The 24809-nt window shown below is 65.8% G+C and carries 11 protein-coding genes; 2 read left to right on the plus strand and 9 right to left on the minus strand.

Translation table 11 applies throughout. The features are described 5' to 3' along the window. Positions 1-2257 precede the first annotated feature (2257 nt). From IPK27_07850 to IPK27_07880, 7 genes are all read right to left on the minus strand, one after another. Positions 2258-2449: a hypothetical protein gene (locus tag IPK27_07850; protein ID MBK8067534.1), complete on the minus strand. Its 192-nt coding sequence runs from the start codon at positions 2447-2449 to the stop codon at positions 2258-2260. A 1437-nt stretch (positions 2450-3886) separates the two neighbouring features. Continuing rightward, positions 3887-4204: a hypothetical protein gene (locus tag IPK27_07855; protein MBK8067535.1), complete on the minus strand. Its 318-nt coding sequence runs from the start codon at positions 4202-4204 to the stop codon at positions 3887-3889. After that, positions 4201-4602, minus strand: coding sequence for a hypothetical protein (locus IPK27_07860; GenBank protein ID MBK8067536.1), 402 nt, complete (start codon positions 4600-4602; stop codon positions 4201-4203). The genes IPK27_07855 and IPK27_07860 overlap by 4 nt, the downstream gene beginning before the upstream one ends. Positions 4603-5007: 405 nt before the next feature. Beyond that, positions 5008-6318, minus strand: a complete 1311-nt coding sequence (locus tag IPK27_07865; GenBank protein MBK8067537.1) for a hypothetical protein — start codon at positions 6316-6318, stop codon at positions 5008-5010. Then, positions 6318-18428: an Ig-like domain repeat protein gene (locus IPK27_07870; GenBank protein MBK8067538.1), complete on the minus strand. Its 12111-nt coding sequence runs from the start codon at positions 18426-18428 to the stop codon at positions 6318-6320. The genes IPK27_07865 and IPK27_07870 overlap by 1 nt, the downstream gene beginning before the upstream one ends. Beyond that, positions 18425-18814 (minus strand): hypothetical protein, encoded by a 390-nt coding sequence (locus tag IPK27_07875; GenBank protein MBK8067539.1) that lies wholly within the window; start codon positions 18812-18814, stop codon positions 18425-18427. Before IPK27_07875 ends, IPK27_07870 begins: the two co-directional genes overlap by 4 nt. 10 nt (positions 18815-18824) lie before the next feature. Next, the gene (locus tag IPK27_07880; protein ID MBK8067540.1) at positions 18825-21095 is read right to left on the minus strand and encodes a hypothetical protein; all 2271 of its coding nucleotides are present in this window, start codon (positions 21093-21095) and stop codon (positions 18825-18827) included. A 272-nt stretch (positions 21096-21367) separates the two neighbouring features. Here IPK27_07880 and IPK27_07885 point away from each other — a divergent pair, with 272 nt between their 5' ends. Next, the gene (locus tag IPK27_07885) at positions 21368-21709 is read left to right on the plus strand and encodes a hypothetical protein (protein MBK8067541.1); all 342 of its coding nucleotides are present in this window, start codon (positions 21368-21370) and stop codon (positions 21707-21709) included. Between the two features lie 214 nt (positions 21710-21923). On the opposite strand, the gene IPK27_07890 is transcribed toward IPK27_07885, so the two are convergent. Further along, on the minus strand, positions 21924-22316 hold the full coding sequence (locus tag IPK27_07890; GenBank protein ID MBK8067542.1) for a DUF2541 family protein: 393 nt from the start codon (positions 22314-22316) through the stop codon (positions 21924-21926). A gap of 227 nt (positions 22317-22543) precedes the next feature. On the opposite strand from IPK27_07890, the gene IPK27_07895 reads away from it, so the two are divergent. Next, positions 22544-23560 carry a cardiolipin synthase B gene (locus IPK27_07895; GenBank protein ID MBK8067543.1) on the plus strand — a complete coding sequence of 339 codons (1017 nt, stop codon included), beginning with the start codon at positions 22544-22546 and terminating at the stop codon, positions 23558-23560. Here IPK27_07895 and IPK27_07900 read toward each other — a convergent pair. Further along, positions 23495-24721 (minus strand): fatty acid desaturase, encoded by a 1227-nt coding sequence (locus IPK27_07900; protein MBK8067544.1) that lies wholly within the window; start codon positions 24719-24721, stop codon positions 23495-23497. The two genes, IPK27_07895 and IPK27_07900, sit on opposite strands and share 66 nt — an antisense overlap. Positions 24722-24809 lie beyond the last annotated feature (88 nt).

Below are 24809 nucleotides of genomic sequence, written 5' to 3' on the forward strand. Positions count from 1 at the left end.
CGCCAGCAACAGTTCGAGGTCAGAGCGCTCACGGCCGGACCAGCGCCAACTGGTCTGCGTACGTTCCTGCGGCTGGATTCTGGCGAGGTCAGGTAGGGCCCAGACCAGGGCGCGCAGTCCATCGCGCGGAGACATGCCGGGATCGGTCGTCAGGAACTCCGTGACCAGCGCCTCGATCGCTTGGGGCGGCGACCGTGCAGATAACCGCCACCGTCACCTGTTGCAACCCCACGGCTGGCTCGCACAATAGCCATACCCGGCCAATCTGGGTCTGCTGCGCTCCTCACGAAATGCACTGAGGAACGTCCGCGAATATCCAGTCTGGCTGGTCGCTCGACTTACCCGTGGCACGACACCGCCCTCGACCTGACCGCCGTGCTCAGTCGGGGCGCGATTAAGCTGCTAAGAATCCTGACCGCGTCGCCTGGAGATTGGGGGTTGCCTCCAGCTCCGGCAGCGGCCCGCAGCCCACGCCCTGAACGTAGCGTGCCGGCACGTTCGCGGCGCTTTACCAACAAAGGCGATCTGGCAGGCTGGCCTGATCGACATCATTGCCCCCGCGTGCGCCTCAGACACGATAACGCGCCCCGTTGGGAACCCGGATACCACTCGGTCCGAATGCTGCCGCGCCCGCAGTCCAGGTTGCGCGTACTCGTTACCCAGCTCAGCAGCCTTGGCGACGATTTCCGGGTGCAGGGGCGCATCCGGACTGTCACCGCCAGATCGCGCTGGCGACCGGTGGTGAAGCTGGCGCCTCCTTTGCTCAGCTCGAGACGTGCGCTCACCAGCCTCAACGGTGGCGCGGCCGCCCGGTAAGCGCACTGGAGAATAATGCAGTGCCCAGGATCTAAGGAAGCAGGGCGCGTCTGCATCCTGCGGCGCCAACCCCGCTGGTGCAGCCGGGGCGTTGAGTACGCATGGCCCCAGCGTGGACCCAGTCGCGCCCTGGATCGTTGCCGGCAGCTGACCTGCCGGTGCTTTGCTGCCGGAAGGTCGAAGCGCTTCCGAGCTTTCCAGCAGCGCGCGGTTCCACTGCACCGGAAGCTCCCTGCGCGGAACGACCGACCCCGCCGGCTGGCAAGCGGCTCTGCGTTGTCGCCTCGAGGCGATCCCCGATGCCCCGCGTCCACGCCGCGCTGCAGATCGCTCAGCCGGTACTCACGCCAGCAGGCCATCGCGGCAGGGCTGGATTGCCAGAACATGCTTTGATCGGGTGGCGACCGGACCAGAGACCGGCAAACGGGGCCCCACGCCGAAGCGCCCACCAGCAGGAACAGGATCGCCTGGCGCGGGCTTCGCCGTGCGGTGCGTTCATGGTGCACGCTCCGCCGGCAGCTTGTGGGCTTTCCACCGGTATCTCGCTGCCGTGACTCAATCACTCGCTGCGAGACCCTTGCGCGCGGTAGCGCCGGGACTCCGACTCAAAGCCGCTGGTGCCTGAACCCCCGCCTGAATCTCGAACCCATCGGCAAATCCTGGCCCGGCGGCGGTCCCATCGCGACGGGCTGCGAACGGCCCCAGGTTCCGCGCATTCCCGGCGCCATCGGTGGCACGGAACCAGAGTTACCTGAGCCCAGGCGCAGGCGCCGGGGCAGGCCGTGCCTTTCACCTTGCGCTGGACCCGGCGCCAGCGCGATCCAGGATCCATCATCAGCACCTCGCGCTGACCGATTCGATGCCATCGTTGCGGCGTCGCTCCGCCTGAGCGCGAACGGGGAATGGGATCAGGAACGGTGGCCCCGGCAACCGGCTCCAGCACGAGTAGTGTCTAGGCAGGATCTCATCGCGGATGTCGGCCTCCGTCGCCGCGATCGGCTGATGCAGCATCCGGCTGGTCAGACTGACTGCCAAACCAGCTGCAACCGCACGCGCGCCGCTGGCCTCGGATGTAGGGTATAGGAACAGCGAGCTCACCCCGCGCGCCTGGAGCAAGGGTCGCGACTCCACCTCGGTCAGGCTAACGGCGCCTGGGACCGACCGAGGCGTCAGGACGCAGGACTGTCGCCATGCAAGGAATCCGGAATCGTCGAGATCCCTGCCCGCATCCCCGCGACCGGTTGCCCGTGAGGACCGCTGCCAGGATGCTGCAGGGCAGCCCCGACCGGCGCCGTATTGTTGGTCGGGCGCATCACCCGCACCAGAACGGATCACGCTCAGGTTTCCAGCGCGATCGCGGGCACGCAGTTCAAGCGAGTTCTCGCCCGGTGCCAGCCAGACGGCGCCGGCGCTTTTTCTGGCTGCTAGGCGTCGCTCACGATCACCAATGGCGCCGGCTGATTCCCAAGTTCGACTTCGATGCCCGCCTCGTCTGCGCCACCACCGGCAGGTAGCTCAGAGGCGTCGCCGAGTTCGCGGCGGCACCGTGATCCGCTGGATCCGGCGGTGTCAGGTCGATGGTGATGGTGTGCAGTTCGCGGTTGCCTGGATTTCCCGGCTCCGTCAGTGGCATTCGCACTCCAGCACTTGCGCCCCTGTAACGCTGATCCGGTGCCGATGCATGCGGGACACCATCGAGCAGCACTTCCGTGCCCGGCAGGATGCGCATCGGTCACGGTCACCGTTACGACCAGCGTACAGTTGCTCAATTGGCCATCGACAATGCCGGTGATCTCGATGTCCGGAGGCGTCGTCGACGGTGACGGTCCGCGCCAGGATTGGTAACCCGGTCGGCTCGTGACCGGTGGCATCGCGCGCCCGCACTGAATGCCGCGCACCATCCGCAATCCCATCGAGTTGCGCGGCGTACCTTGGCGCGGATCCGATGCCACTGCGACAGGCATCTGCTGATCGAACAGCAAATCGACGACGTCGATGCTGCTGTACAGGTCGAGACTTGCGCTGCCACAGGGAAGCTCGCCGGCAACAATGCCCCGGCCTCGGGCTGCAACAGGCGACCTCAGGGGAGTCAGGTCGGCCAGCGCGATCACTTCCGGCCGGCACGGTCCAGACTCGCCGCCCACCGCATCCGTCAGGTGTGGCCAGGACCAGCACGTAGTTGCCCAACGAGAGGGAGCCACTGGCGAACCGGTAAGTCTGCGGTGAAGACGGAGGGAGTGCGAAGTTCGCGTCCATTGGACCTGCGCCACGGTCTGGCCGCTGGCTTGGTCGACCAGAGACAACCGGGCCGGAATGTCATCGACCGGTGTGGCGCCCAGATAGTTGATCACGGCGGTGCCGGTCTAGATCCGGTCCGGGGCTGGCTCGCGGTGGTTGCCGGCTGAAGGTCGCCGTCGAACAGGCCCACCGTCGCCGAAACCGCGGTGGACCGTGCGGGTCGTCGGAGGCGATGCGTTGCCCGCCGGATCCACCGCAGATGCCAGACCAGATTGCTCCCTCCGCCAGTGGAACGGCCGCGAAGCTGACGACGCCCGCGGTATCGGCGGTAGCTTGGGCGCTAAGCCACCGAGTGTCAGGGTGACCGTTGCTGCGGGTTCCGTCGCCAGGACAACGGCCGTCGTGGTCGCGGGAAATCACGGCCCCGGCAGCCGGGAACGTGAATTGGAGTGCCGGAGGCGTGGTATCGATGACGAACCGAGACCGCGTTGGCTCCGGTTGCCGGCCTGATCTGTCGCACTGACGAACAACTGGCGACTGCCCTCCGAGGTCATCGGCGTGCCGGATGGTATGGCTGTCCATCCAGCAACAGGATGGTCGCATCGAGGTTCGTATCGCTGACCTGGATGACGGGGACCACGGGCACCGCGTACAGACCGCCCTCGGCGACACCCGGATGTCGATCTGCGGCGGCGTGCGGTCCACGGTGACCGACCACGGACCGACACGCCGAGATTGCCGAAGGCGTCGCGTGCCCGGGCCTGCAAGGTCAGCGGGCCTTTCAAGGCATCGACCGGGAACCGGAACTCCCCAGGGAAACCGGTTCCGGGACTCATCGCCTGGAACGCACCGCCACCGATGCGCGGTTCCACCTGGGGAGATGCTGCGCATCCAGGACACGCACCGCTGCATCAAATGATCCAGGAACGAAAGCGCCATTCACGGGACGGATCGGGTGATCGTCGGGGGGCGCAACATCCGAAACCAGCGCGGTCCGCACATCCAGCATCCGCGCCAGCGATCCGCCGGGCACTTCCAGCGTCAGCAGAATGGCGCCGATCGACATCCCGGAGGCAGAGACTTCAAGCGTACCGATGCGCGATTCACCGGCCGCGAGCGACCATGTGTAGGCGCTGCTGGGCCAGTTCATTTCAGTCGTCGCCGGCGCGCACGCGCCCGGACCGGTCGGACAGTGCCACTGCGCCGGTGTTGCACCTCGAAATGAATCGTCGCCGCAGAGCCGGCGGGCAGCACGCTTTCCGGCAACTGCCAGGCGCCACCCACTGCGGTTGCACCACCACCCGCACCGCGATTGCACGCCGCGCCGGCCTCCGCCAGCAGGCCGCCTGACCACACCTCGGAAATCAGGCTGTACGCGCCGGCAGGCAGTGTCCCGGACGCGAACGAAACGGGATGCGCGCCATCGTATCCAACCGTCAAACACCGAGTGCCCGGGTGTTCTCCGGACATCGCCAGGCCGTTGGGTCCGATCAGTCGCGAGCGCAACTCGGCATTCTCGACAACCACGTTGCCCTGCACGTAGCGCAACCTGGCCTGCAGCTGGATGGGGCGCCCAGTGTCACCGTTTGCTGACCCGGTTCCAGGGACAACCACAACAGCGACTCGGCGCGCACGTCGACGAGCGCATCGCGCGAACGAAGCAGCGTACCGGCTGCATCATGCAGTTCCGCGATCACGCGGTAGCGCCCGCTGCAACCGTGCCAGGGTCCAGCCGAACGGCACGGTCAAGCTCGCTGTCGGGCCGTTCAGCTGTACCGCCTGTTGGTGCAGGAGGGCGACCAGATGCTGCTGGTCATCGAGCATTCGTAGTGTTAGGCGTCCAGTGAACGACGTCCCGTTCACGACTGTCACTGTGCCATGCAGGGTCTCCGTCGGTCCCAGCGTAGAGCGCGATCAACCGTGAGCGCGCAGCTCCAGGCAGCCCATCGGCATTCACCGTAGAACGTGCGAGGCGCGATTGTTGGAAAAACTCGATTCCTGGAAGACGCGAGCAGGGTTCACCGCCACCGAAACGCCGTAGATGCCCGTTTCCGCCAGCGCTGGTGCTTGCCAGGCAACGACCGTCTCGGTACCCGCCAGCAGCGGCGGCACAGCCACCGAAAGCGGTGGCATCGATTGACCTGCGGGCGTGGACATCTGCAGTGTCGCGGTGGCTGCCGCGCTCGATGCGCTGCCAATGCTGCAGGATGCGCGCCGGAAACGCGCGGCGGCTCCTGGCAAGCCTACATTGGGCTGCGCACTGAGGTCCTGGTTGCGGACCTGCAGATCCGGTAGTCCGTCGCCAGGTACCGTGATGGTGATCGGCAGGGCCGGCCCGCTGTCCAGCTGCCCCGGTGCCGATGCAATTGCGGCAAGGATGTTGTCGCCAAAGGCCAACTCGAAGGCAGGAAGCCGGAACACGCCTGGCGGCTGCACGATATGCAGGTCGATGTCGGCCTGGATCGCCCATTCCTCGGTGGCCAGCGCGGCCATCAACGTCCCCCCGCTGATGTCGCGACTGGCGAGCTGCAAGCCGTCAGGCCAACGGTGCAAGGTCCATTGTCCGGACCCGAGCACCGCCAAGCGCGTGTCGTCTTGGTTGAACTCGATCGCGACCGCGTCCGGGCTGCCAAAATCCACTGGCACCAGCGCACCAGTGCTCAGATTCAGCCGGTGAATGCCCGGAGCATTCGAATCACCAAGGACCAGGGCCTCCGGTGACCGCCTGGCCAGCGTCGGTACGCCGATGGCATTGATCGCGGCCTGCTGTACCAATCCCGATTGCAGGTCGAGCACCTGAATCCGCCCGTCGCTCAGGTACCAGATCGCCCAGCGGTTGTCGCCGTGTATGCGCACGCTGCGCGGATCGATGTCTGACGCGGGAATCGCGATCCGGTTCCAGTCCCCGACCGGCTGTTGCTCGCGCCAGGCCAGCTCAAGGCCCGCCGCGCCACCGGGGAGGTCTGCCACGACCAGCAGGCGCCGACCGTCCTCACTGAGCCGGAACAGGCGCAACTGGGGAACCTCAAGGACCTCCGTCCGTGTGGCCGATGCCAACCGGTAAATTTCCAGATGAACCGAGGAGCCCATGGGAGAGCAACGCATCAACTGGTCCGCGTCCAGCCATTGGGCCAACGCGCAATCGCTGCCAAGCTGGACGCCAGGATCCTCACCGTCGACAGGCCGCACCCAGGCGTCGCTGTAGACCTGACCGGCATCCGGCGAAACCAGTACGTCGCTTCCGCCAGTCAGGTAGCTGCGCATCAGGGCTTGGTGGGAATCACGGCCTGGCGGGAGGAGGTCGTACCGGTCCCGACATGCACGATCGATCCCGGTTGACCGCGTCCGGCAATCACACTCGTTGGTCGCGGAATCACGACCGACCTGCCGTAGCGAGTTGGAAAGTGAAAAGCCGGGGTGACCACGGGCGCGTCGGCGTAAACCGGAACCCCTGAGGCCGTGTTCGATTCCGGGCTGCCATTGCCAATCACATCGAACGCGCGAACCCGGTAGTAATAGCGCGTGCCATTGACCAGCCCCTCGTCATCGTAGGTGGTCACTTCACTGTCCCCGATCTGCTCGAAGGGACCGGCCTCGGCAGGCGAACGCAACACGCCGTAGTACACCGGGTTGCTGCCGGTTCCAGGCTGCCATGTCAGACGCAACGCACCCCCGCCGGGTAGCGCATCCACGACCAACCCGATCGGCGCCGGCATCGTGCCCACATCGACGGACAGCACGACCTGGTTCGACGGTGCCGCGTTCCCCGCCTGATCGACCGCGAGAATGCGATATCCATAGGCGCCATTGGGCAGGCCCGAATCCGTGTAACTGCGGTTCGCGAGATTCGTGATCGAGGCGATCGGCGTGCTGCCACGCAGAACCTGGTAGGCGGCCAGGTCGGGAGCGTTGCTCTCCGTCCACTGCAGTTGGGCGTCCGCGCCCTGGACTTGTCCACTCAGGACCACCGCCGGTGGTGGCACGATGTCACCCACGACCACGTCGGCCGGATCGGACTGCGCGCTTTCGAATGCGTCCTGGTTGACCGCCGCGATGCGATATCGATAGCGACCATCGGTCAGGGTCTCCTGCAGGCTGGTCGCGCTCTGCGTCGGACGCACCCGTACGACGATTTCGCGCAGGTAGACGGATGGGTCCGCAGCACTCAAACGCAGACGGAACTGCTGGCTGCGATAGGGCTGACCAAGGCTCGCCGACAGCGTTCCTGGCTCGTCGGTCAGCGTCGCTGGCAGTCGCACCCAGTTCCCGAGCCACTCGCCCTCGACCGCCAGGGCTATCGGCGCTTGCGGTGCATCCAGCTGAATCTCGAACGCGGTGACGATGACGGGCTCGGCCAATTGCACCAGAACACTGACGCCGCCGCCCGACAGGTCGATCGACTCACCAGTTGAGGACGCACCGTCGATGAGCCTGGGCAGCGCCCTGGGTGTGCCCTGCGCACGCAGTTCAGCGGCGGACTGGGGCGTTTGCGCGGCATCGGGCTCTCGCGCCGAACCATCACGGAATACCCGGAACGAGACCGGCCGCGGATAGGCCGGCATCTGCCAGCTCAGGTTCACCTGATGCGCATTCACCGTCGCCGCCACGTTTGACGGAGCTGGCGGACGCTCGCTGCGCAGCACCTGGGATTCGAATGGCTTGCTGCGGTTTCCGACGCCGTCCCGGACGCGCACGGTCAGGGTGCTGAGGCCCGGTTCGAGCAAGGTCTGCAGGGGCAGCCATTGTCCCGCGGCGACCGCCTGCTCCGGGAGCGCTGCGCTTCCGGAGGCACTCTGCAGATCTGCCACAACCTGTCCGGATACCACCGAGCGCACGCGCCATTCGGTGGCCGTCTCCAGCGTCGGCGTATACGGCTGCTCCACCTCCACACTGAACACCCGCGCATTGACCGCTGCGCCAGCGGGCGACTGGTTGCCCGACGTATCCACTGCCCGAATGCGGTAACGATATTCGCCATCGGTCAATGAGCCGTCGACATGCGCAACTGTCGGCGAGGGAACCACGCCAACCGTGACGAACTCGCCGCCTGGGGCAGCGCGCTGCACCTCGTAGCTGGCCAGATCCTGGGCGTTCACCGGGTCCCAATCGAGCATCGCCTGCTCGCCGTCGACCAGGACACGCAGGTTTGCAGGGGTTGGCGGCGCCTGCAGGTCTCGATGCTCGATCCGTACGCTGGGTGGCGCGGGATCGCTCAGACCTTCCTGATCCAGCGAACGCGCGCGCAGGTCGAAAAAGCCATAAGCCTGGGGCGCCGGTTCGAAAATCGAATCGAAGGGAGGCACCGCGAACATCGGGCCGAACGGCGTCCAGACGGACGCGCCATCCGCCCGGAACTCGAACTGGACCTCGGCAAGGTCAAGGTCGGCGCTGGTTCCGCGGACCGGAACGCGCGTGTCGAATCGCTCACCATCCAGCGGCCTGACCAGACGGACCCGCGGCGGCCTGCCCGTCCGCGTCAAGCTGACTGGATCCGAGAAGGCACTGAGGTTGCCAGTGGTGTCGATTGCCTGGACCCGCCACTGGAAGCCGCCGTCGCCGACGTCCTCATCCAGCCAGTCAGGCGTCGCTATGGCCAGCAGCAAGGGGTTCCCGCCCGGGTCACCCTGCAGCAGACGCGCGCCGCGATAGACGAGATAACCATGCAGGTCGGCTTCGGTGTTGGGCGTCCATGTGAGCTGCACATCGCTGGTCCCGGCTTCGCTGGCCACCAGGCCGACGGGCGCAGCCGGCGGCTGGTTGTCGATCGTCAGTCCGACTTCCCGGACAGCGGCGTTGTTCGAGATGTCCCAGGCCTCGATTTGCAGGCTGGCGGGGCCGTCGAATCCCTGGGTGTTCCAGCGCACCAATTCGGCATTCAGGACGGCAGCGGTGCCGCTGGCCAACACCACCGCCGGTTGCCCGTTCCGAACCACGCGCAGCTCCCAGCGCTCAAAGTCGTCGCGACTGAAGGCGCGACCGGTGATGGCCACCGTGCCACCGATGCGCGAGCCATTGAACGGCGCGTACAAGGCGACCTCGGGCGGTGTCGTGTCGATCGCCAGGCTGACCTGATTGCTCGGCGAGGATTCGTTGCCCGCGGCATCGATGGCGCGCACCTGCCAGCGGTGCATCCCCTCGCTGAGTTCGGTGTCGACGTGCTCCAGGCCAGATGGCTCGGCGACAACTTGTGCGTTACGCAGAAGCCGGTAGCCGGCCACATCGCCGGCTGGAGATGGCGCGGTCCAGGACAGGCGTGCGTCACGCGGGCCCGTGCGCGCCACGCGCAGTTGTGTCGGCGCGGGGGGAGGCAAGGTGTCGACTCGAACCTCGCGGAACACCTCGCTGACGTGACCAGCGCGGTCATGTACCCGCAGGCGCAGCAGGTAGACGCCGTCAGTCGCTGGCGACAGCACCGTCGCCAGCAGTCCATCCGCTGGCTCGCTACCCTCAGCTACCCGCTGAAAGACGGGCGGCTGCGCGGGTTCCGCGAGATCCAGCTCGAAACGGTCGAAGTTCGCATCGGTCGCGCTACCGGTCACCGCAAAGCTCGCGCCTACCGACGCGCCTGCCGATGGTGAGTCAATGCGCGCAACCGGTGGCGTGTTGTCGAGTACCACCGAGACGTCCACCAGGCCCTGATTGCCCGCTCGATCAGATGCCGTCACCCGCAAGGTGTAGGCACCGTCGGGCTCCACGCCTGCCCAGGCGGCGGTCCAAGGTCCACTGCCGACGCCGGTTTCGCTCGCGATCAGCGCAACCCGTGAATCTCCCTGGCGCAGCTCGAGCATCCGCCCGTCGGGATGGCTGTCATCGATTCGTACTCGCACGGCGATCGGCCCGCTTGTTCGGGACAGCACCGCGTCCGGGCCCGGCGTATCGATCGACACGCCTGGCGGGGTGCGGTCCAGTGTGAACGCATGACTCAGCTGGCTGCGATTGCCGGCGCGATCCTGCGCCTGGATGCTCAGCGTGTAGCTGCCCTCCGCCACGTCATCATCAAGCAGGGCCAATTCAAGGACACCGCCGCCTTCGTGCTGTGCCAGTAATCCCGGCATCGGCGGATTGGAAGAGACCTCGGCGCCCAGGGGATGGGCTTCCTCCACTTCCAGTGTCAGCGCCCCACGCCCGTTGCTGAATGCGCCGGCCGGCGCACGCATCACCAGCTGTGGCGGTGTGGTGTCCACTGCAACCTGGAACTCGGCTTCTTCGAAGTGCGCTGGCTGCACGGGATCGACCACCCTGAGCGCGACCCGGTAGGCGCCATCCGGAACCGGCGTTTCCGTCTGATCGCGTCCGTTCCAGGTCAGGGACTGCGTGCCGTTCAGGGTCACCGAGTCGGCGAGCGTCTTGCGAGTCACCCCTGTGGCATCCAGCACCCGCACGCTCACCAGAGCCGGGCGACCAAGGCTGAGGGACAGGATCGTGGATTCGAGGATGCCGTCGTTGTTGGGCGAGATCAGCTCGTTGTTCAACTCCGCCGCCAGGGTCAGCGGCGAGCGCTCCGGAACCTGGACCTCGATATCTGCTTGGCTCTCCAGCCCGACCTCGTCACGCGCCCTGAAGCGCAATCGATAGGTACCGGCAGCGACATGGTTGTACCAGTCATGGGCGTAATCGCGTGGGCCCCGAGCGGATGTCGGTTGCGTCGCGATGTTCAGCCATTGACCGTTGCCCACCAGGGCCGAATAGGAGAACTCGACCTGTGCCATGACCTGATCCTGGGCCCGGGCACGCAAGGGCTGGAAAAGCGTCAGCGCGCTGCCTGGCGCCGGTTCCAGCCATTGGACCTGGGGCGGGGTGTCGTCCACCCTGACCGGGACCAGATCCTTGCGCTCGTGGCCGCAATCGTCGTGGCTGACCAGGACCACGATGTACTCGCCCTCGAGCACCTGCCCCTGGGTGTTGCGGCCATCCCATTGCCACTGCAATGCGCCGGTCAGCGGTCCGCGACTTCCCAGATCCACGAGGGCCGGGCCTGCCTCCGTCCATTCCCCGGCCCAGCCCAGATCCGTCAGGACGGGTCGGGAGCCCACCGCGTGCAGGGTGGCCTGCGCAGAGATCTCTTCATAGGCTTGCGCCGCGACCCAGACGGTTTGCCCAAGCGAAGGCGAGAAGCGGTAGGAACTTTGCGCAATCCCGTTGGCCATGGTCGTCGGCGGACGCAGGTGGTCGAGGCTGCGGCCAACCACGGGCGATTGCATCAGGACTCGCGCATCGACCACCACAGGACGCTCGACTGCAGGCGAATAGCGTTCACAGAAGAGACTGCGGACACGCAAGGTCGCCGGACCCTCAGGCAAACCCACTTGTTCCCAGGTTTCAATCTGCCAGTCGATCGGGGCCGCGTTCCTCAGCCCAGGCAATTGGTCCGGCCGCGGCAGGATCTGGAAATCGCTCTCCCTACCGGGCTCCCGACCGACCCAGAAGCCGTGATCGCTACCGATCTGTGCCGAGATTCCTTCCACAAACGGGTGGTCGATTCGCCCGGTTACTGACGCCGGATCGCCAATGCAGAGCCGGTTGTTCGGTTGCGGTCGTTCGACGGTGGGCGCCGGCGGCGATTCGGTACTGCGGCCCACGGTCGTGGTTTGACTGGAGCCATCCGTGTAGTTGACCTGCAGGACATGCTCGCCAATCGGGAGTCCAGAAATGTCGACAGCGATCAATTGGCCCGCAGGCCGCGGGATCAACGGCAATTGCACCGTGCTGCCATTGCGCGAGTCAAACCAATGCACCGATGCAGGCTGTGCGAATGGGAGAGGCGGAACACCCAGATGCGTGGAGACCACGGAGGTCCCGACGCGCGTGCAGAGATCGCCCCCATCCCCGTTCGCTGACCCTCCGCTGCTTATTGGGGGCCCGCCTTCCGGGTCTCGTTCAACACGGAACTCATTCGATTGCAGCATGTTTCCGCCAATCTGACGGCGCATTCTGAATTCGGCACGACCGGGCAGCGGGGGCAATTCCACCCGAAGCCAAGTTTCGTCCCCGTGGAAGCAGCTCCGCTCCGGGCTAGGGACATCTCCAGGTGTCACCAGCGAGTACGGTAAAGACTGCCAATTGCCCGCCGGTTCGCGGAACTCCAACTGCCAGCCTTCGGTGGATCGCGCCATGACACCGAGCAACATCGCGGAAGGCGGCGCCGCTCTCGGCCATGTCATGACGGGAGTCAATACCTGACCCCGTCCCGGCACATGCCACGACGGGCCAGACACGGGCAATCCCACAAGTCGGGCACTATGGACACCCAAGCCAAGCACCTCGAATACTTCCGTCCGGATATTGCCCGCTTGATCGACGGCGACGACTCGGTGCTCCTCGTTTCGTAGTTCCTGGGGCTTCAGATTGAAGTCTATTTCGGGAACAAATGCGCTCTCATATCTGACACGCTCAATCCAGGGCGATGATCCGTCTCGTGGTCTGGACTCCAACCGAACATGGTCGAAACCTTGATCAACGGCATTCAATCTGACCGTGCCATATGATCTGCGTGTCACGGTTGGGTTGGGCAAACAATCAGTGATCGCCGGCGGGTTCTCCGTGATCTCCAGATCAGGCAGCGAATTGTCGATCTCGACCACGAAACTGCGGCCGGCAAAACTGATGCGGTAGGTTCCGTCCGGCAACGGCGAGCCATCCTGCGCTCTACCCTCCCACCGCCACTCGAAGCGACCGGATAGCGGATGCTGGAGTCGTTCGGTCTGAAGCAGAGTGCCGTTCCCGGATTCAATCCGAACATCCAGTTCAATCGCCGACCGGATCTCGTACCGCAGGGTCAATCGATCCTTGACGCCATCCCCGTTCGGCGAAATGTGCCTGAGGTCAGCCTGTACCGTTCCCAGCGCCTCGGCGTCGAACCAGACCAACTCCTTCACCGTCTGCGCGATGTTTCCAGCGCGATCCACCACTCGCAGACGCAGGCGATAACGACCAGGTGCCGGCGGCGACCACGATCCGATCACCTGATCGTCCACCGCCTCGGTCCCGTCCAGGACCCCGGTCCACACACCGCCGGACTCAAGCTGGTACTCGAGCAGATAGGAGTCCAGGTTCTGATCATCCGCGCTGATGCGCACGACCATGGTGCGCAGGGCCTCGACGTACTCCAGGTCCAGTCGCGCGAAGCCGTTCCCGCGGTTGGAGAGTGCATGGACGTATTGCTGAGGACATCCGCCAAAGCTATCTCGGCGGAACACCGTGCTGAGCCCGGAACTGCGATAGGGGAAATGCTCCGCGATCTCGATGGTCGATTCCGACGGCAACAAGGGCCAGCGCTCGGCGCCGCGCTCCAGCGCGATCCCGTCCTGCTCCCCGAGCAGTTGCAACTCACCTTCGATCCAGCCACGCGGACTGAAGTCACCAAGATCGCGCACCTGACCGCTTGCGACTTCGATCAGCAGACCGCGGCTACCCAACACGTAGATGTTGCTGCCTTCGAACTTCTCGATGGAGACCGGTTCGGGGTTCTGGTAGGCCTCGAAGCGCGCAGCCACATGGGTCTCATCGGGCGACCAGTGAAACTCGAACACACCCCGCCCCATCGGCATGTCTGGAATCCGCGGTGGGACGTCAGTTGGCACCACGTCGGAAAGATCGACGTCAAGCTCGGTGCCAGCGCTCAGATCGCGAATCCTTGCGCGGGCTTCGGCGCCCCAACTCATGATCAGATATCGCCCGGAAGGGCTGACGTCAGCGGCGAGGTTCGCCAGCGACGTCTCAGACGTGACGATGGCCGTCACCGCGCCTGTGCGCTCATCGATGCGCAATATCTGCACAGCGGTTGGGCGCCAAAGGGACTGCGCACCCGGCGACCAGTAGAATGCTCTGTCGACCCGGCTATAGGAGAACCGTGCGGCTTTCCAGATTTCATCATCCAATCGAGGAATGCGATCGATGAGGGTGCCACCTGCGGGTCCCACCAGATGGACGCCACTGTGCGAGGACACGAGGACACGATCGGTTCCGAATGTGTACGCCTTCTGGAAATCCGGGCTAACGGAGTCCCAGCGTGACCCTTGTCCCGTGCTGGGTGACCATCCGACCACACCGCTCGGTTCCGCCTCGAAAATCAGGCTTCCATCCAGGAGACGGCCAACGTATTTCTTTGCACCATGGCCAATGACTGTCGGTGGCTGCAAGATCGATCCGCTGTCGACATCGACCGCGGCCAGTTCCAGTCCTTCTGCCGATAGGGCGGCGACAGCGACGGTGTGTTCGTCAAGCAATCCGACCGACGTGAATCCCCAGGAATTCGGGAATGCCGACGTCGGCAGCAGCAGGCGCGCGCTGCCATCAAAACCATATCGATAGAGGCCTGACTGTACCCCCAGGCCACCGGCGCGGAGCACGAAGTCCAATCCATGCATGCCGGTGATTTGATCGAAATGGGTGCTGACCCCGCAGTCCAGTGACTCCACCAGGGCATTGCCATCGCGTGCGGCAAGCACCAGCGGGCGACGATTGGTGTCGAGGACCAACGGGAGGCGCTTCAACAACTGGCCAGTTGCGCTTTCCAGACGCACTTCATAACGATCATCGAGTGCGCGCCGCCCATCCCCCCGGCGGCCGTCCCAGACGCCGCCCAACTGGGCCACTACGGAGCCATCCCCGTAAGACAGCACTTCTTCGCCCCAGGACGTCAGCACCCGCACCCGGGCCGCCGCCGGTGGCGTCAGGCGCGCGACGATCTCGGTCTGGTCAGCGCGTCCGTCCCCGTTGGGCGAGAAATAGGGTTCGGTGACGTAGAAGTCGGGATCGGTCGTGTCCAGATCGAGGATCGCCCGGTTGTCGTCCTCTCGCCCCTCGGCGATAGCGTTCGCCCTGTCGGCAGCCAATTCGATGCGCAGGGCGCCATCGGGCCGGATGAATTCGAACTCGACCGCGCGCTCTGCGCCGGGCTCGAGGTCCACTACAGCCTGGGAAGGCGCCAGCGGCGTCGACGGCGCACCGTCGGCAGCTAGCCGGTGAAGTTCGATTGCGGTACTGGGCACCGGTTGCTGACCGGTATTGCGCAAGGTCGCCGTCAACCGGACGCTCGCGCCCGGGGCCGGCTGAGCGGGCGTCAGGCGGGTATCGATGGCGACCAGTTGCAGGTTTGGCAGGCTCAGCACCTGCATTAGCTGCAGCGCAAGATTGTCGCCCTCGTTGGTCTCGGTCACCTCCGTGCCGACGTCTATGCGGGCGACCAGTTGTCGCGCGTATGGGCCGCTGAGCGCAGGTGTCTGCAGCGTCAGCAGTTGACTGGCGCCCGGCGTCAATCCGGCTGCTACACGCACCGACCCGAGACTCTGGAAGTCCGTGCTTCCAGCGGGTGCCGCAGCGAATTCAACGGAAAAGGCCGACGCAGCGTGCGCACTGTCATTGACCACGGTCAGGCCGAGTTGGGCCGTCGTGCCTTCCAGCGCCGGGTCGGGGACGATCTGCCAACCGCCCGCCACCGCCTTCAGATTGGGCAGAGTGGAGGCCAGGACTTCGAAGCCTGTCTCGGCCTGATTGTTGCCTTCGTTGATCTCGACGACCTGGTCCAGCGCATCGATCCGCGCCATCAGCGCGCTGGCACCGGCAAGATCCGGTACCCACTGGACCAGCCTCTGGATCGACCCGCCTGCCGGTACCTGGACATCCTGATCCGCCAGTCGTGAGGTGCTGCCGTCGGAGCGTCGTACGTCGACCTGCAGTCTCGCCGTCGGCGAATCGCTGGTACCGAGGTTGCGCAGCGTGACGGCGAATTCCGCCGGAGTCCCCGTCCGCATGCCAGCGGGCGCCACGATGTCGGCGGGCAGCACCGCCAAATCGACGGTCGCGGTTCGCTGGATCACCGCCTCGGCCCGATTGTTGTCCTCCCTCGCCTCGGCAATCCCGTTGTCGGGATCGATCAGGACCACGATGCGGGAGACGTCGGCGTCGGTCAGTTGAACCGATTCATCGATGGCGACCCGGGATTGCGCCGCCACCATTCGGGAGACCGTGTGCAAAGGCAGCAGCTCGCCGAAGCGGTATCCGTGAATGCGGATGGCCGCGTTGTCCACCGCAGTCAGGCCCAGGTTCTCCACGGTAAAGCGCACCGACACGGCCTGCGGCACGGAGGTCACCACGTTGGGCACCAGGTCCACCTGGGCGTCCTTGACGGCGAGATCAGGTGTGACAGGCGGACTGGCGAGGTTCACCATGCGTTCGGCGGTGTTGTTGGTCTCGTCCAGTTCCTCGATCAAACCCGTGGAATCGACGCGGATGCGCAAACGGTATTCCCCTGGCGAGAACGACGAGGTTTCCCAGGTCAGTTGCAGCGGGACCGCCACGCCGCCAGCGAGGGGCGGTGATTGTTCCACTCCGGCCAGCATCTGCCACGGGCCGCCAGAGACTGTCTGCAGTTCTACGATCAGGCTGCTGGCCGGAGCTGGCTGGACGCCCGCATTGTGCACATCGAATCGAATTGTGACTGCCTGCCCCTGCACCGGCAGTTCGGGCTGAAGGCGCACGTTGCCGTCCACTCGCAGATCCGGGCGAGAGTCCCGGCGAAAGAACAACAACGCTTCCGCCGTGGCAGCCACACTACCGCCCCAGCTGCCGTCGGCCAGCTGTTGCCCGGCAAGCCAGGCACGGCCCAGGTGCAGCCGGCTGTCCGCATGCATGCCGGCGAGACTCAGGGCATTCAGGGCCAGCGCCGTCTCGAACGGCGTGGCGCCTGCGCTTTCCCCGAAGCCCCCGTCGAGTTGCTGCCAGCGAAAGACTGCCTCGCCCTGCCCATTCACCCCAGCGCTGGCCAGTGCAGCGACCGCAGTCACGGTGGAGAGAAACTCGCAGGTACCGGCTTGGGCGCCCCAGCAGTTGGACGTGGCGTTCCGCCCCGCCATCAGGCTCGCGACGGCGTGATCAATCACCGCCGGCAAGACTGACTCCGGTTCCACGCTGCGTGCGTGAGCCAGTGCCTGCACCGCCAACGCGGTGTCCAGGATGGCAGACTTGTGATCTCCCGCCAGCCCAAAGCCTCCGTCTGCCTGTTGCATCGCGACCAGCCCCTGCAACAGCAGGCGCCGACGCGCCGGCGGCAGATCCGGAACGCGCAGTAGCGCGGCCAAGTGCTCCATCGTCTGGGCATTCCACCCCTCGAGCCGGGCACGCGCGGCGGCAACCACACCGTTTTGCGACGGGTCGGCTGAGAGAGCCGAGAGCGCCCGCAGGCTGTCGGGAATCCGCGAGGACGCCTTGTCCTGCCAGAGGTCTTCAGCGCGACGATCCAGCAGGAACTGGGTCGCAGCGGCCAGATCGAGACTCGGCCTCGGTGCCGCGTCCGAGCCGATACTCTGCGGTGATCCCGCCATGGGCTGGACCGAGGCGGCCTGGATACCCAGGACCAGACGCGCCCGGCCACCCGACAGTGCAGCGAAACGGCTCTGCGCCTGGGCTCGCAGGAGTTCAAGTCGATCAAGTTCCGCAGCCCCCGCCGGGTACCCCGCGGGTTCCAGGGAAACCAGGGCGGCATTGAATTCGCGCTGCGCCTGGTCATGCGCGGGAACACGCGGACCCAGCACCGAAAGGAGGTCCTGCGAGGTCACCCAGCGTTCTTCGCCTTGGACCGTCCGGCCGAGTTCCGGCAACTCGGTGCCCTGGAGGTCATCGGTCAGCAGATAGCGTGCAGGCGGAACTTCTGTTGCCGGAATGAAACCAGCCAGATAGAGGTCCAGCGGCCCGAAGCCATCCCTGACCTTGACCTGACGCCAGCGCTGCGCTTCAACCGCCTGCCAACGCGCGCCGAGCATCACAGACGCATCGGAGTCGAATCGGGACGACCAATGGCTGGCCTGCGTCGCCAACGGCGACCCTTCGATCTGCATGGGCACGTAAGACGCCCACTGGTGCATGACTTCGTGCATCAGCGTGTCCAGCAGGCCGTCGTATTCGACTGCCGTGAAACTCACCGGCAGGATCGCGTCATCCAGGTCGATGACTGCTTTCAGCCGCTGTGCTCCGCCAAACTGCGCACGCAGGTCCAGCATCGGTCTGCCGATGCCCTGCACATCGTTGTGTACCTGCCAATGGAGACCGTAGATCAGATTGCCCAGATCCACCTGCATGGTTGGCGCGACAATGATGAAATCGTAGTGGTCTCCGAGTTCTTCCAGGACCAGGGATGCAATTTGCTGCCTTGCCTGGGCATTGAGTGCGCCGTCCGGGAGCCTGCTGTTGTAGGAAGCGTTGGCTTGGACGCGCAGCAGGTTTCCGGAGCGCCCGGCAAGCGTGAAGTCCGTGCTGCCGCTCTTGCTCGCCTGCAGCTCTCCGGCTTCCGGAATGACCACATCTTCCGAACCCGCGATTGCGCACAACCCCCAGCCGAGAGCGGCCAGAGCCAGGGCTCCCTGGAAGACGCGATTCACGGCGCCTCCGACTTGGACTTGACCCTCACCGTCTGGATGTCCAACGCCACCACGGGAGGGGCGGGTGGCGGCTTGTCCGTGATCCGCAAGGAAGTCCGCCCCAGGGAATCGAGGAAGATGCGAACGGTCGTGCCCGGTTCGTGGATGGCCATGAACACCGCGGAATCCGAACTCACCTGAGTCAATCGCCATTCACCCGAGGCCACGGACTCGCCACGCAGCAGAGCCTGCTCTGCGCCGTCGATCTTCACCACCGCGATGCCTTCATTCGCGTCGCAGGCGAGCAAGCGCGGCGCTTCCGGGGTGCCTGCCATCGTCCCCGTTGACGCCACCAGGAACACGCCCCAGAGAGCCAGGCAACGGTAACGCTCCGCATGCGGGCTCATCGCGTATCTCCTATGCCAATCGACTTCTTGAAGCGGCGAGCAACATTCCGAGGCCGAGTACCAGCATCGCCAGCGGTCCGGGTCCTGGGACCTCGTGTGCCGTATCAGCCACTGTGAACCGGGCGTTCGCCGCGTTGTTCGCGGGCTGGTGATCGGGCGATCGCGACGTGGCCGTAGCGCTGAGCTGGCTGATTCCGGGACTTCCACCATAGAAGCGCAGTCGTAGCTCGTAGGCAGAGAGCGCCGCCATCGGCCCCGGCCAGCGACAGCGCACGAGTCCGCCCCGCCCGGTCTCGGGCGTTTGACAATCTGCACCGGGTGCGTCGATTCCGCTGAAGCGCAGGTCCGGATTCAGCGTCAGGCGCAACTCGGAATCCTGTGCATCGCTCGGACCGAGGTTCTCCAGTCTTGCCAGTGCCTCTGTGATCTCGCCTACGGACACGCTGGAATCAAGCGGCGCAAGCGATGCGCGCAAGTCGGCCGTAGCGGTGACGGCCGCCATTGCCGTGCCCAGGTTGTTCGTTTGGTTGTCATCGCTGGTCGCCGAGGCAGCGGACAGCTGTGCGATCAACGTGGTCGGCGGAGCGATCGAGGGGTGCACACGCAATCGCGCCAGCAGCCGGCGCACGCCGGCTGCTGGCGTCATTCCGATCCAGACGCATTCCAGTGGAGCAGAACCAATGCAGCTTCCGCCTTCACCTGGATCGGCGCCGTCCAAGATCGCGCCTTCAGGGATCGTGAGTTGCACCCGCGGATCCCGGGCATCGCTCGGGCCATGGTTTCGGAGATCGGCGTGGATCGTCCAGAACTCGCCCGCCTGGACCGGGTCTGGACTGGAGTCGATATCGAGCGCGATGTCCGCCAGCGTCTGCACTGGCATGGATATGATCGACTCGTTGTCGCCCGGATTCGGATCGGAGGTATCCGCATCCGCTGAGATCGGCACCGTCAACGACGCAACGGCGGACGACGCCAATTCTGCAATCAGCGAAGCCCGACGTACGACACCTGGTGCGGTCCCGCCGGTCCAGCGGCAGGTCACCGTTGCGCCCAACGTGCAGTCGCCCCCGGGCGCCACCGCCGAGATTGCGTGCGCGGCCGAAGGAATGACGAAGTTCAGTTCGAGATCGTTCGCGTCTGACGGCCCCGAATTGCGCGCTGAGGCCTCGATGCCGAAAGGCTCGCCGGCGATCGCAGGCACCGCTGGCTCCGCCAGAACCTGCAGATCTGCCATCGTTGCGATTGTCGTTTGCGCAGTTGCAGTGTTGTTTGTCGGGTCCGGGTCGCTGGTGTCCGCATCTGCCTGAGTTGCGGTCAACAGGACCGAATTCGCTGCGCTTTGCGGGGAAGTCCGCACGACGAGCGCTACTTCACGCATTCCGGCCGCCGCCAGCGCACTTGCCCAGCTGCAGCGCACGCGGGCTGCGATCACTGTGCAGACACCCCCGTCATCTGCTTGGGCACTCGCCAGACTGCCATCCGGCGGCAGATCCGAGGTCAGTTCGAGTCCGCTGGCGGGCGCAGGTCCGCTGTTGCGCACTTCGATGTGAAAAGTGATGGATTCCCCCGCTATGGCCGGGTCAGGCGTATCGAGCATGGAGACGGAGACATCCGCGCCCGCCACCTCTCCGACGATGCGAAACAGCAAATCAGGGCTGACGCCTCCGCCAACTCCGCAATGCGTCTGCGGTCGGAAGTCCGTGCACCCGGTCCCGAAGCCATCGGCGGGGTTTCGCCATGCCGCTTCCGATCCCGTCCGGATGCTGCGATTGGACCAGAAGTGCTGGCCGTGCGTATTCGCATTCTGGTGAGTCTGCACCTCCAACCAGAAGCGCCCTGCCGGCACCAGACAAGGGGAAGGCAATGCGAGCACGAAAGAGCCAGACTCATCCGTCGTCGGGACCAGCCGCTCGTAGCTGCACCCCGCCAGCACCGATCCGGGGAGATCCGGATTGCCGATCCCGACGCTGTTGGTGCGAATGAAAACCGACACCTGTGCACCGCCCGCCAAGCCGGACGTGCCTATCGTCTGAACCTCGTGTACCCACCAGGCGACTTCCGGCGGGACCACGAAGTCATCCGCGGCGGACGCATCAAATGGATCAAGTCCGGATTCGAAATCCTGATCCGGGGTTCCGTTGCCGGATGCGGCATCGAACTGATCGTGCAGGATGATCTTGCTGCCCAGCGTCTCCGGCGCAAATCCTGTGGCTTCCGCGGCTATCCGCGGCAGGCTTGCCCACGCTGCGTCACCCGCAAGCCATGCCAGCAGGATGAGCACGCTCGGCCCGCCTGCCCATCGTCGGGCGCAGCAGCGACCAATGGCCCCGATAGTCCCCCATGCTCCCCGCACGACACGTCCCGGAATTCCCCCACGCGGAGATTAGTCTCGTTTATGCATATGTGCAAACGTCTGCAAACTTGCGTGTACGTCTTGACGCAGGCTGCGCGCACAAGCTTTACACCCGAGCAACGATTCAATGGCTAGGCTCTTGCCCGCAAGGCCCTTCCCGATCGGGAACGTGCCGAGAAGCGAAATGGCAGGGGTAGAACGTGTACGGCAGGGTCTGGGAATCGGAAGAGATCGAGTTGCTGCGCCAGCGGCAGAGGGTGGGTTTGCCGCTTGCCGAAACCGCGCGCCTGCTGGGGCGCAGTTATGCGTGTGTGAAGAGCTATGCGAGCGACCACGGCATTTTGCAGGGGGAGAAGCCCTGGGCGCCGGCGGAGGATGCCTGCATGGTCTTGCTGGTGCGCAAGGGCAGCAGCCTCCCGGAGATCAGCGCGCTGATGGGGCGCACCGACAAGGCGATCAAGCAACGACTGAACCGCCTGGGCTTGCGCCTGAACGACTTGCGTGCGCTTGGGCCGTTGCCGCTGGACGCGGAAGCTGCCTGATCAGGCGCGGCGGGCGTCCGGCGCTGGTAGCAGCGCGCGGGCGGTCGGCGACGGCGCTCCAGTGCGCCGGGTTCCGGGAACAAATGGGTGGCGCGGGGAACGCCGGCGATATCGGTCGGCAGCAGGCTGAGGTTCCCGGCCAGGGGAGCCCGCCGGGATCCGCACCACCTGCAGCGACGGCTCCACATGGACCCGACATCGACCTTGCGCCGGCTCAGCGCCCCCAGATATCCACGCGGGCCTGGTCGTAGGACAGTTCGGTGTCACCCACGATTCCGATGGCCTTGATGCAGCGATCGCCTCCGTTGAGGTCCACCCAGCGCGTGGCGCCGCCTTGCCCGATGCGGTCGCGGACTTCCAGGTCCTGGCGCTCGCCGTTCTTGAAGCGCACCCACAGGCGCTCGATTTCCACCTGACCTTTGCGGGCGCGTACCTGCACTGCATGGATGCCACGGCGACACTTGGCGAACACCAGGACGTCCCTGTCGTTCTCCACCTTGGTCAGATGGGTGCTGCCGAGCAGCTGCTCGGCGGCGTGCGCCGGCGGCGACACGGCGGCACCAAGGACCAGGACGGACATCAGCAGGGCGGCGGCAGTTGCTTTCACAGGGGTTTGCTCCAGTCGGATTGGACAGCTTTTCCGAGGCTACAACGGATGTGAAGGCGCGGGGTTGACGTCCGGGGCTGGCTGTCGTCACGATGCCACCGCCGCCCCTCCGGCTGATCGATCCTCCCATGGTCAACGCCGGCCCGCCGCCGCCTCCCCTGCCCTCCCCCGCCACCGGCGACGATCCGGTGCTGCGCTTTACCGAGGGCGACACGCTGTACGCCGCGATGCTGGCCGATATCGAATCGGCGTCCGTGAGCGTGCGCATGGAGTCGTACATTTATGCCAGCGACGAGATCGGCCTGGCCTTCGCCTCGGCGTTGATCGCCCGCGCCCGCGCGGGCTGCGAGGTGCGCCTGCGGGTGGACGCACTCGGTTCCTTCGACACCCTGGACGACAGCCTGGCGCGCGCGCTGGTCGAGGGTGGCGTCAAGCTGGAGTGGTGCCACCGCTGGAACTGGCGCCGGCCGCTGACGATCCACCGGCGCAACCATCGCAAACTGCTGATTGTCGACGGACGTTGCGCCTACCTGGGTGGCTTCAACATCCACCTCGAAGCCTCGCTGCGCGCCTTCGGCGACGAGCGCTGGCGCGACACCCATGTGCGCCTGACCGGGAGCCTGGTGCCGCTGGCGATCGAGGCCTTCGACGAATACCCGCGCGCGCTGCGGCGCCGGCCGTGGCGGCGGCTGCATGAGGCGCAGGGCTACCTCGTCCCCAACCTCGGCCTGAAACGGCGCTACTTGCTGCACCGCTGGCTGAAGCGGCGCTTCGGCCGGGCGCGCCAGCGGCTGTGGCTGACCACGCCCTATTTCGTGCCGCCGGCGTCGATCCAGCGCGCGCTGATCCACGCGGCGCGGCGCGGGGTGGATGTGCGCGTGCTGGTGCCGCGGCGCAGCGATGTGCCGCTGGCGCAATGGGCCAGCCGCGCGGCCTACTCGGCGCTGCTGGCCGGTGGCGTGCGCATCTTCGAGTACCTGCCGCGGATGCTGCACGCCAAGACCATCGTGATCGACGATGCCTGGAGCATGGTCGGCACCGCCAACCTGGATTACCGCAGCCTGTTCATCAACGACGAGCTGGTGCTGTGGTCCGATCTGCCGGCGCTGATCGACGGGCTGACGGCGGATTTCGAGGCGGATGCGACCCTGGCCGAGGAGATCACCGCGCAGCGCTGGTCACGCCGCTTCGGCCTGAACTGGATTGCCGAGCTGATCGGCTGGATGGCGCGCCGCTGGCTCTGACGGGGCGCGCCGCATCGAGGCATCGCCGAGCAGGATCGCCCACAGCCGGGCGAAGCGCTTCCACACGCTTTCCTCGACATAGGGCACGCCGTGGCGCGCGCAGATCGCCTTCACCCGCGGCGCGGCCTGGCGGTACTTCAGCATCGGCAGGTCCGGCCAGAGGTGATGCTCGATCTGGTAGTTGAGGTAGCCCATCAGGAATTCGGGCAGGTCGCGCCCACCGGGGTAGTTCACCGATCCCGTGACCTGGCGCAGGTAGTACTCGGCGCGGTCGCGCGAATGACCTTCGAAACGCCACAGGTCCTCGCCCGCGTGGTTGGGCACGATGATCACGAAGGCGTGCACGTTGGCGTACAGCTCGGCGAGCAGGCTGTTGACCAGCACGGCGGCCCAGGCCCAGGTGCCGAGCGGCAGGAACAGCGCGGGAACGAGGCCAAAGCGCAACAGCGCATACGGCGCCACGCAGCGCGCCCAGAAGGCCAGCGCCCGGCGCGTCAGCGGCAGCAGCAGGCGCTCGCCCGGGTACAGCAGGCGCCAGACATTGCCGGGTGTGGGCAGCGGCGGTGCATCCGCCGCCCTGCCCTTCTGCAACTCGCGCTGCTGCAGCGCCCACAGGGTGTTCGGTGCGTAGTAACTGAGTTTCCAGCTGAGCATCAGCAGCGCCGCCAGCAGCCATTTCAGCGGGCGCGGCAGTGCCTTCAGGCGCAGCAGCCAGGCGTTGTGTTCGACCAGGTCCGGATCGTCCACCTCGCCGGTGTGGAAATGGTGCAGGTGGTTGTGCTCGTAGGCCCACGCGGCCGGGTCCATCCAGTCCGGCCAGTCCAGCCAGCGGCGCCAGCCCTTGGCGTAGCGGGCACTGGTCAGGCGCGCCGGGACGCCCGGCACCTTGTCGTAACCGCGGTGCATCACATGGTGGGTGACCATGGTCCAGCGCGCCACATTGCCCAGGCCGATCAGCAGCACCGCCAGCGGGTTGAACGGAATCCAAGCGATCGCATAGCCGATCAGCGTGCACCAGCGGCCCCAGCGTTCCATGCGCCGCAGGTGGGCAAGGTCCGCGGGCCCAAGGTCAGCCAGCAGTTCCTTGCGCAGGGCAGACAGTTCGGCGGCGAAGGCGGCGCGGTCGATCGCCGGCAGCGGGGTGACGGCGTCCGGTGTCATGCGGGTTCAGTCCTCATCCCGCCGATGATGCTCGGAAGCCAGCCGCGCCGGGCTTGCGAAATGTAACCGGGCGATCCGGCCATGCGGA

This window comes from Rhodanobacteraceae bacterium (assembly GCA_016713135.1).
Taxonomy (GTDB): domain Bacteria; phylum Pseudomonadota; class Gammaproteobacteria; order Xanthomonadales; family SZUA-5; genus JADKFD01.

Bases quoted from the DNA above. Each gene is read 5' to 3' on its own strand.
- IPK27_07875 (MBK8067539.1), bottom strand. From the start codon at position 18,814: ATGAGCCCGCATGCGGAGCGTTACCGTTGCCTGGCTCTCTGGGGCGTG.
- IPK27_07855 (MBK8067535.1), bottom strand. From the start codon at position 4,204: ATGAACTGGCCCAGCAGCGCCTACACATGGTCGCTCGCGGCCGGTGAA.
- IPK27_07850 (MBK8067534.1), bottom strand. From the start codon at position 2,449: ATGCCACTGACGGAGCCGGGAAATCCAGGCAACCGCGAACTGCACACC.
- IPK27_07865 (MBK8067537.1), bottom strand. From the start codon at position 6,318: ATGCGCAGCTACCTGACTGGCGGAAGCGACGTACTGGTTTCGCCGGAT.
- IPK27_07900 (MBK8067544.1), bottom strand. From the start codon at position 24,721: ATGACACCGGACGCCGTCACCCCGCTGCCGGCGATCGACCGCGCCGCC.
- IPK27_07895 (MBK8067543.1), top strand. From the start codon at position 22,544: ATGCTGGCCGATATCGAATCGGCGTCCGTGAGCGTGCGCATGGAGTCG.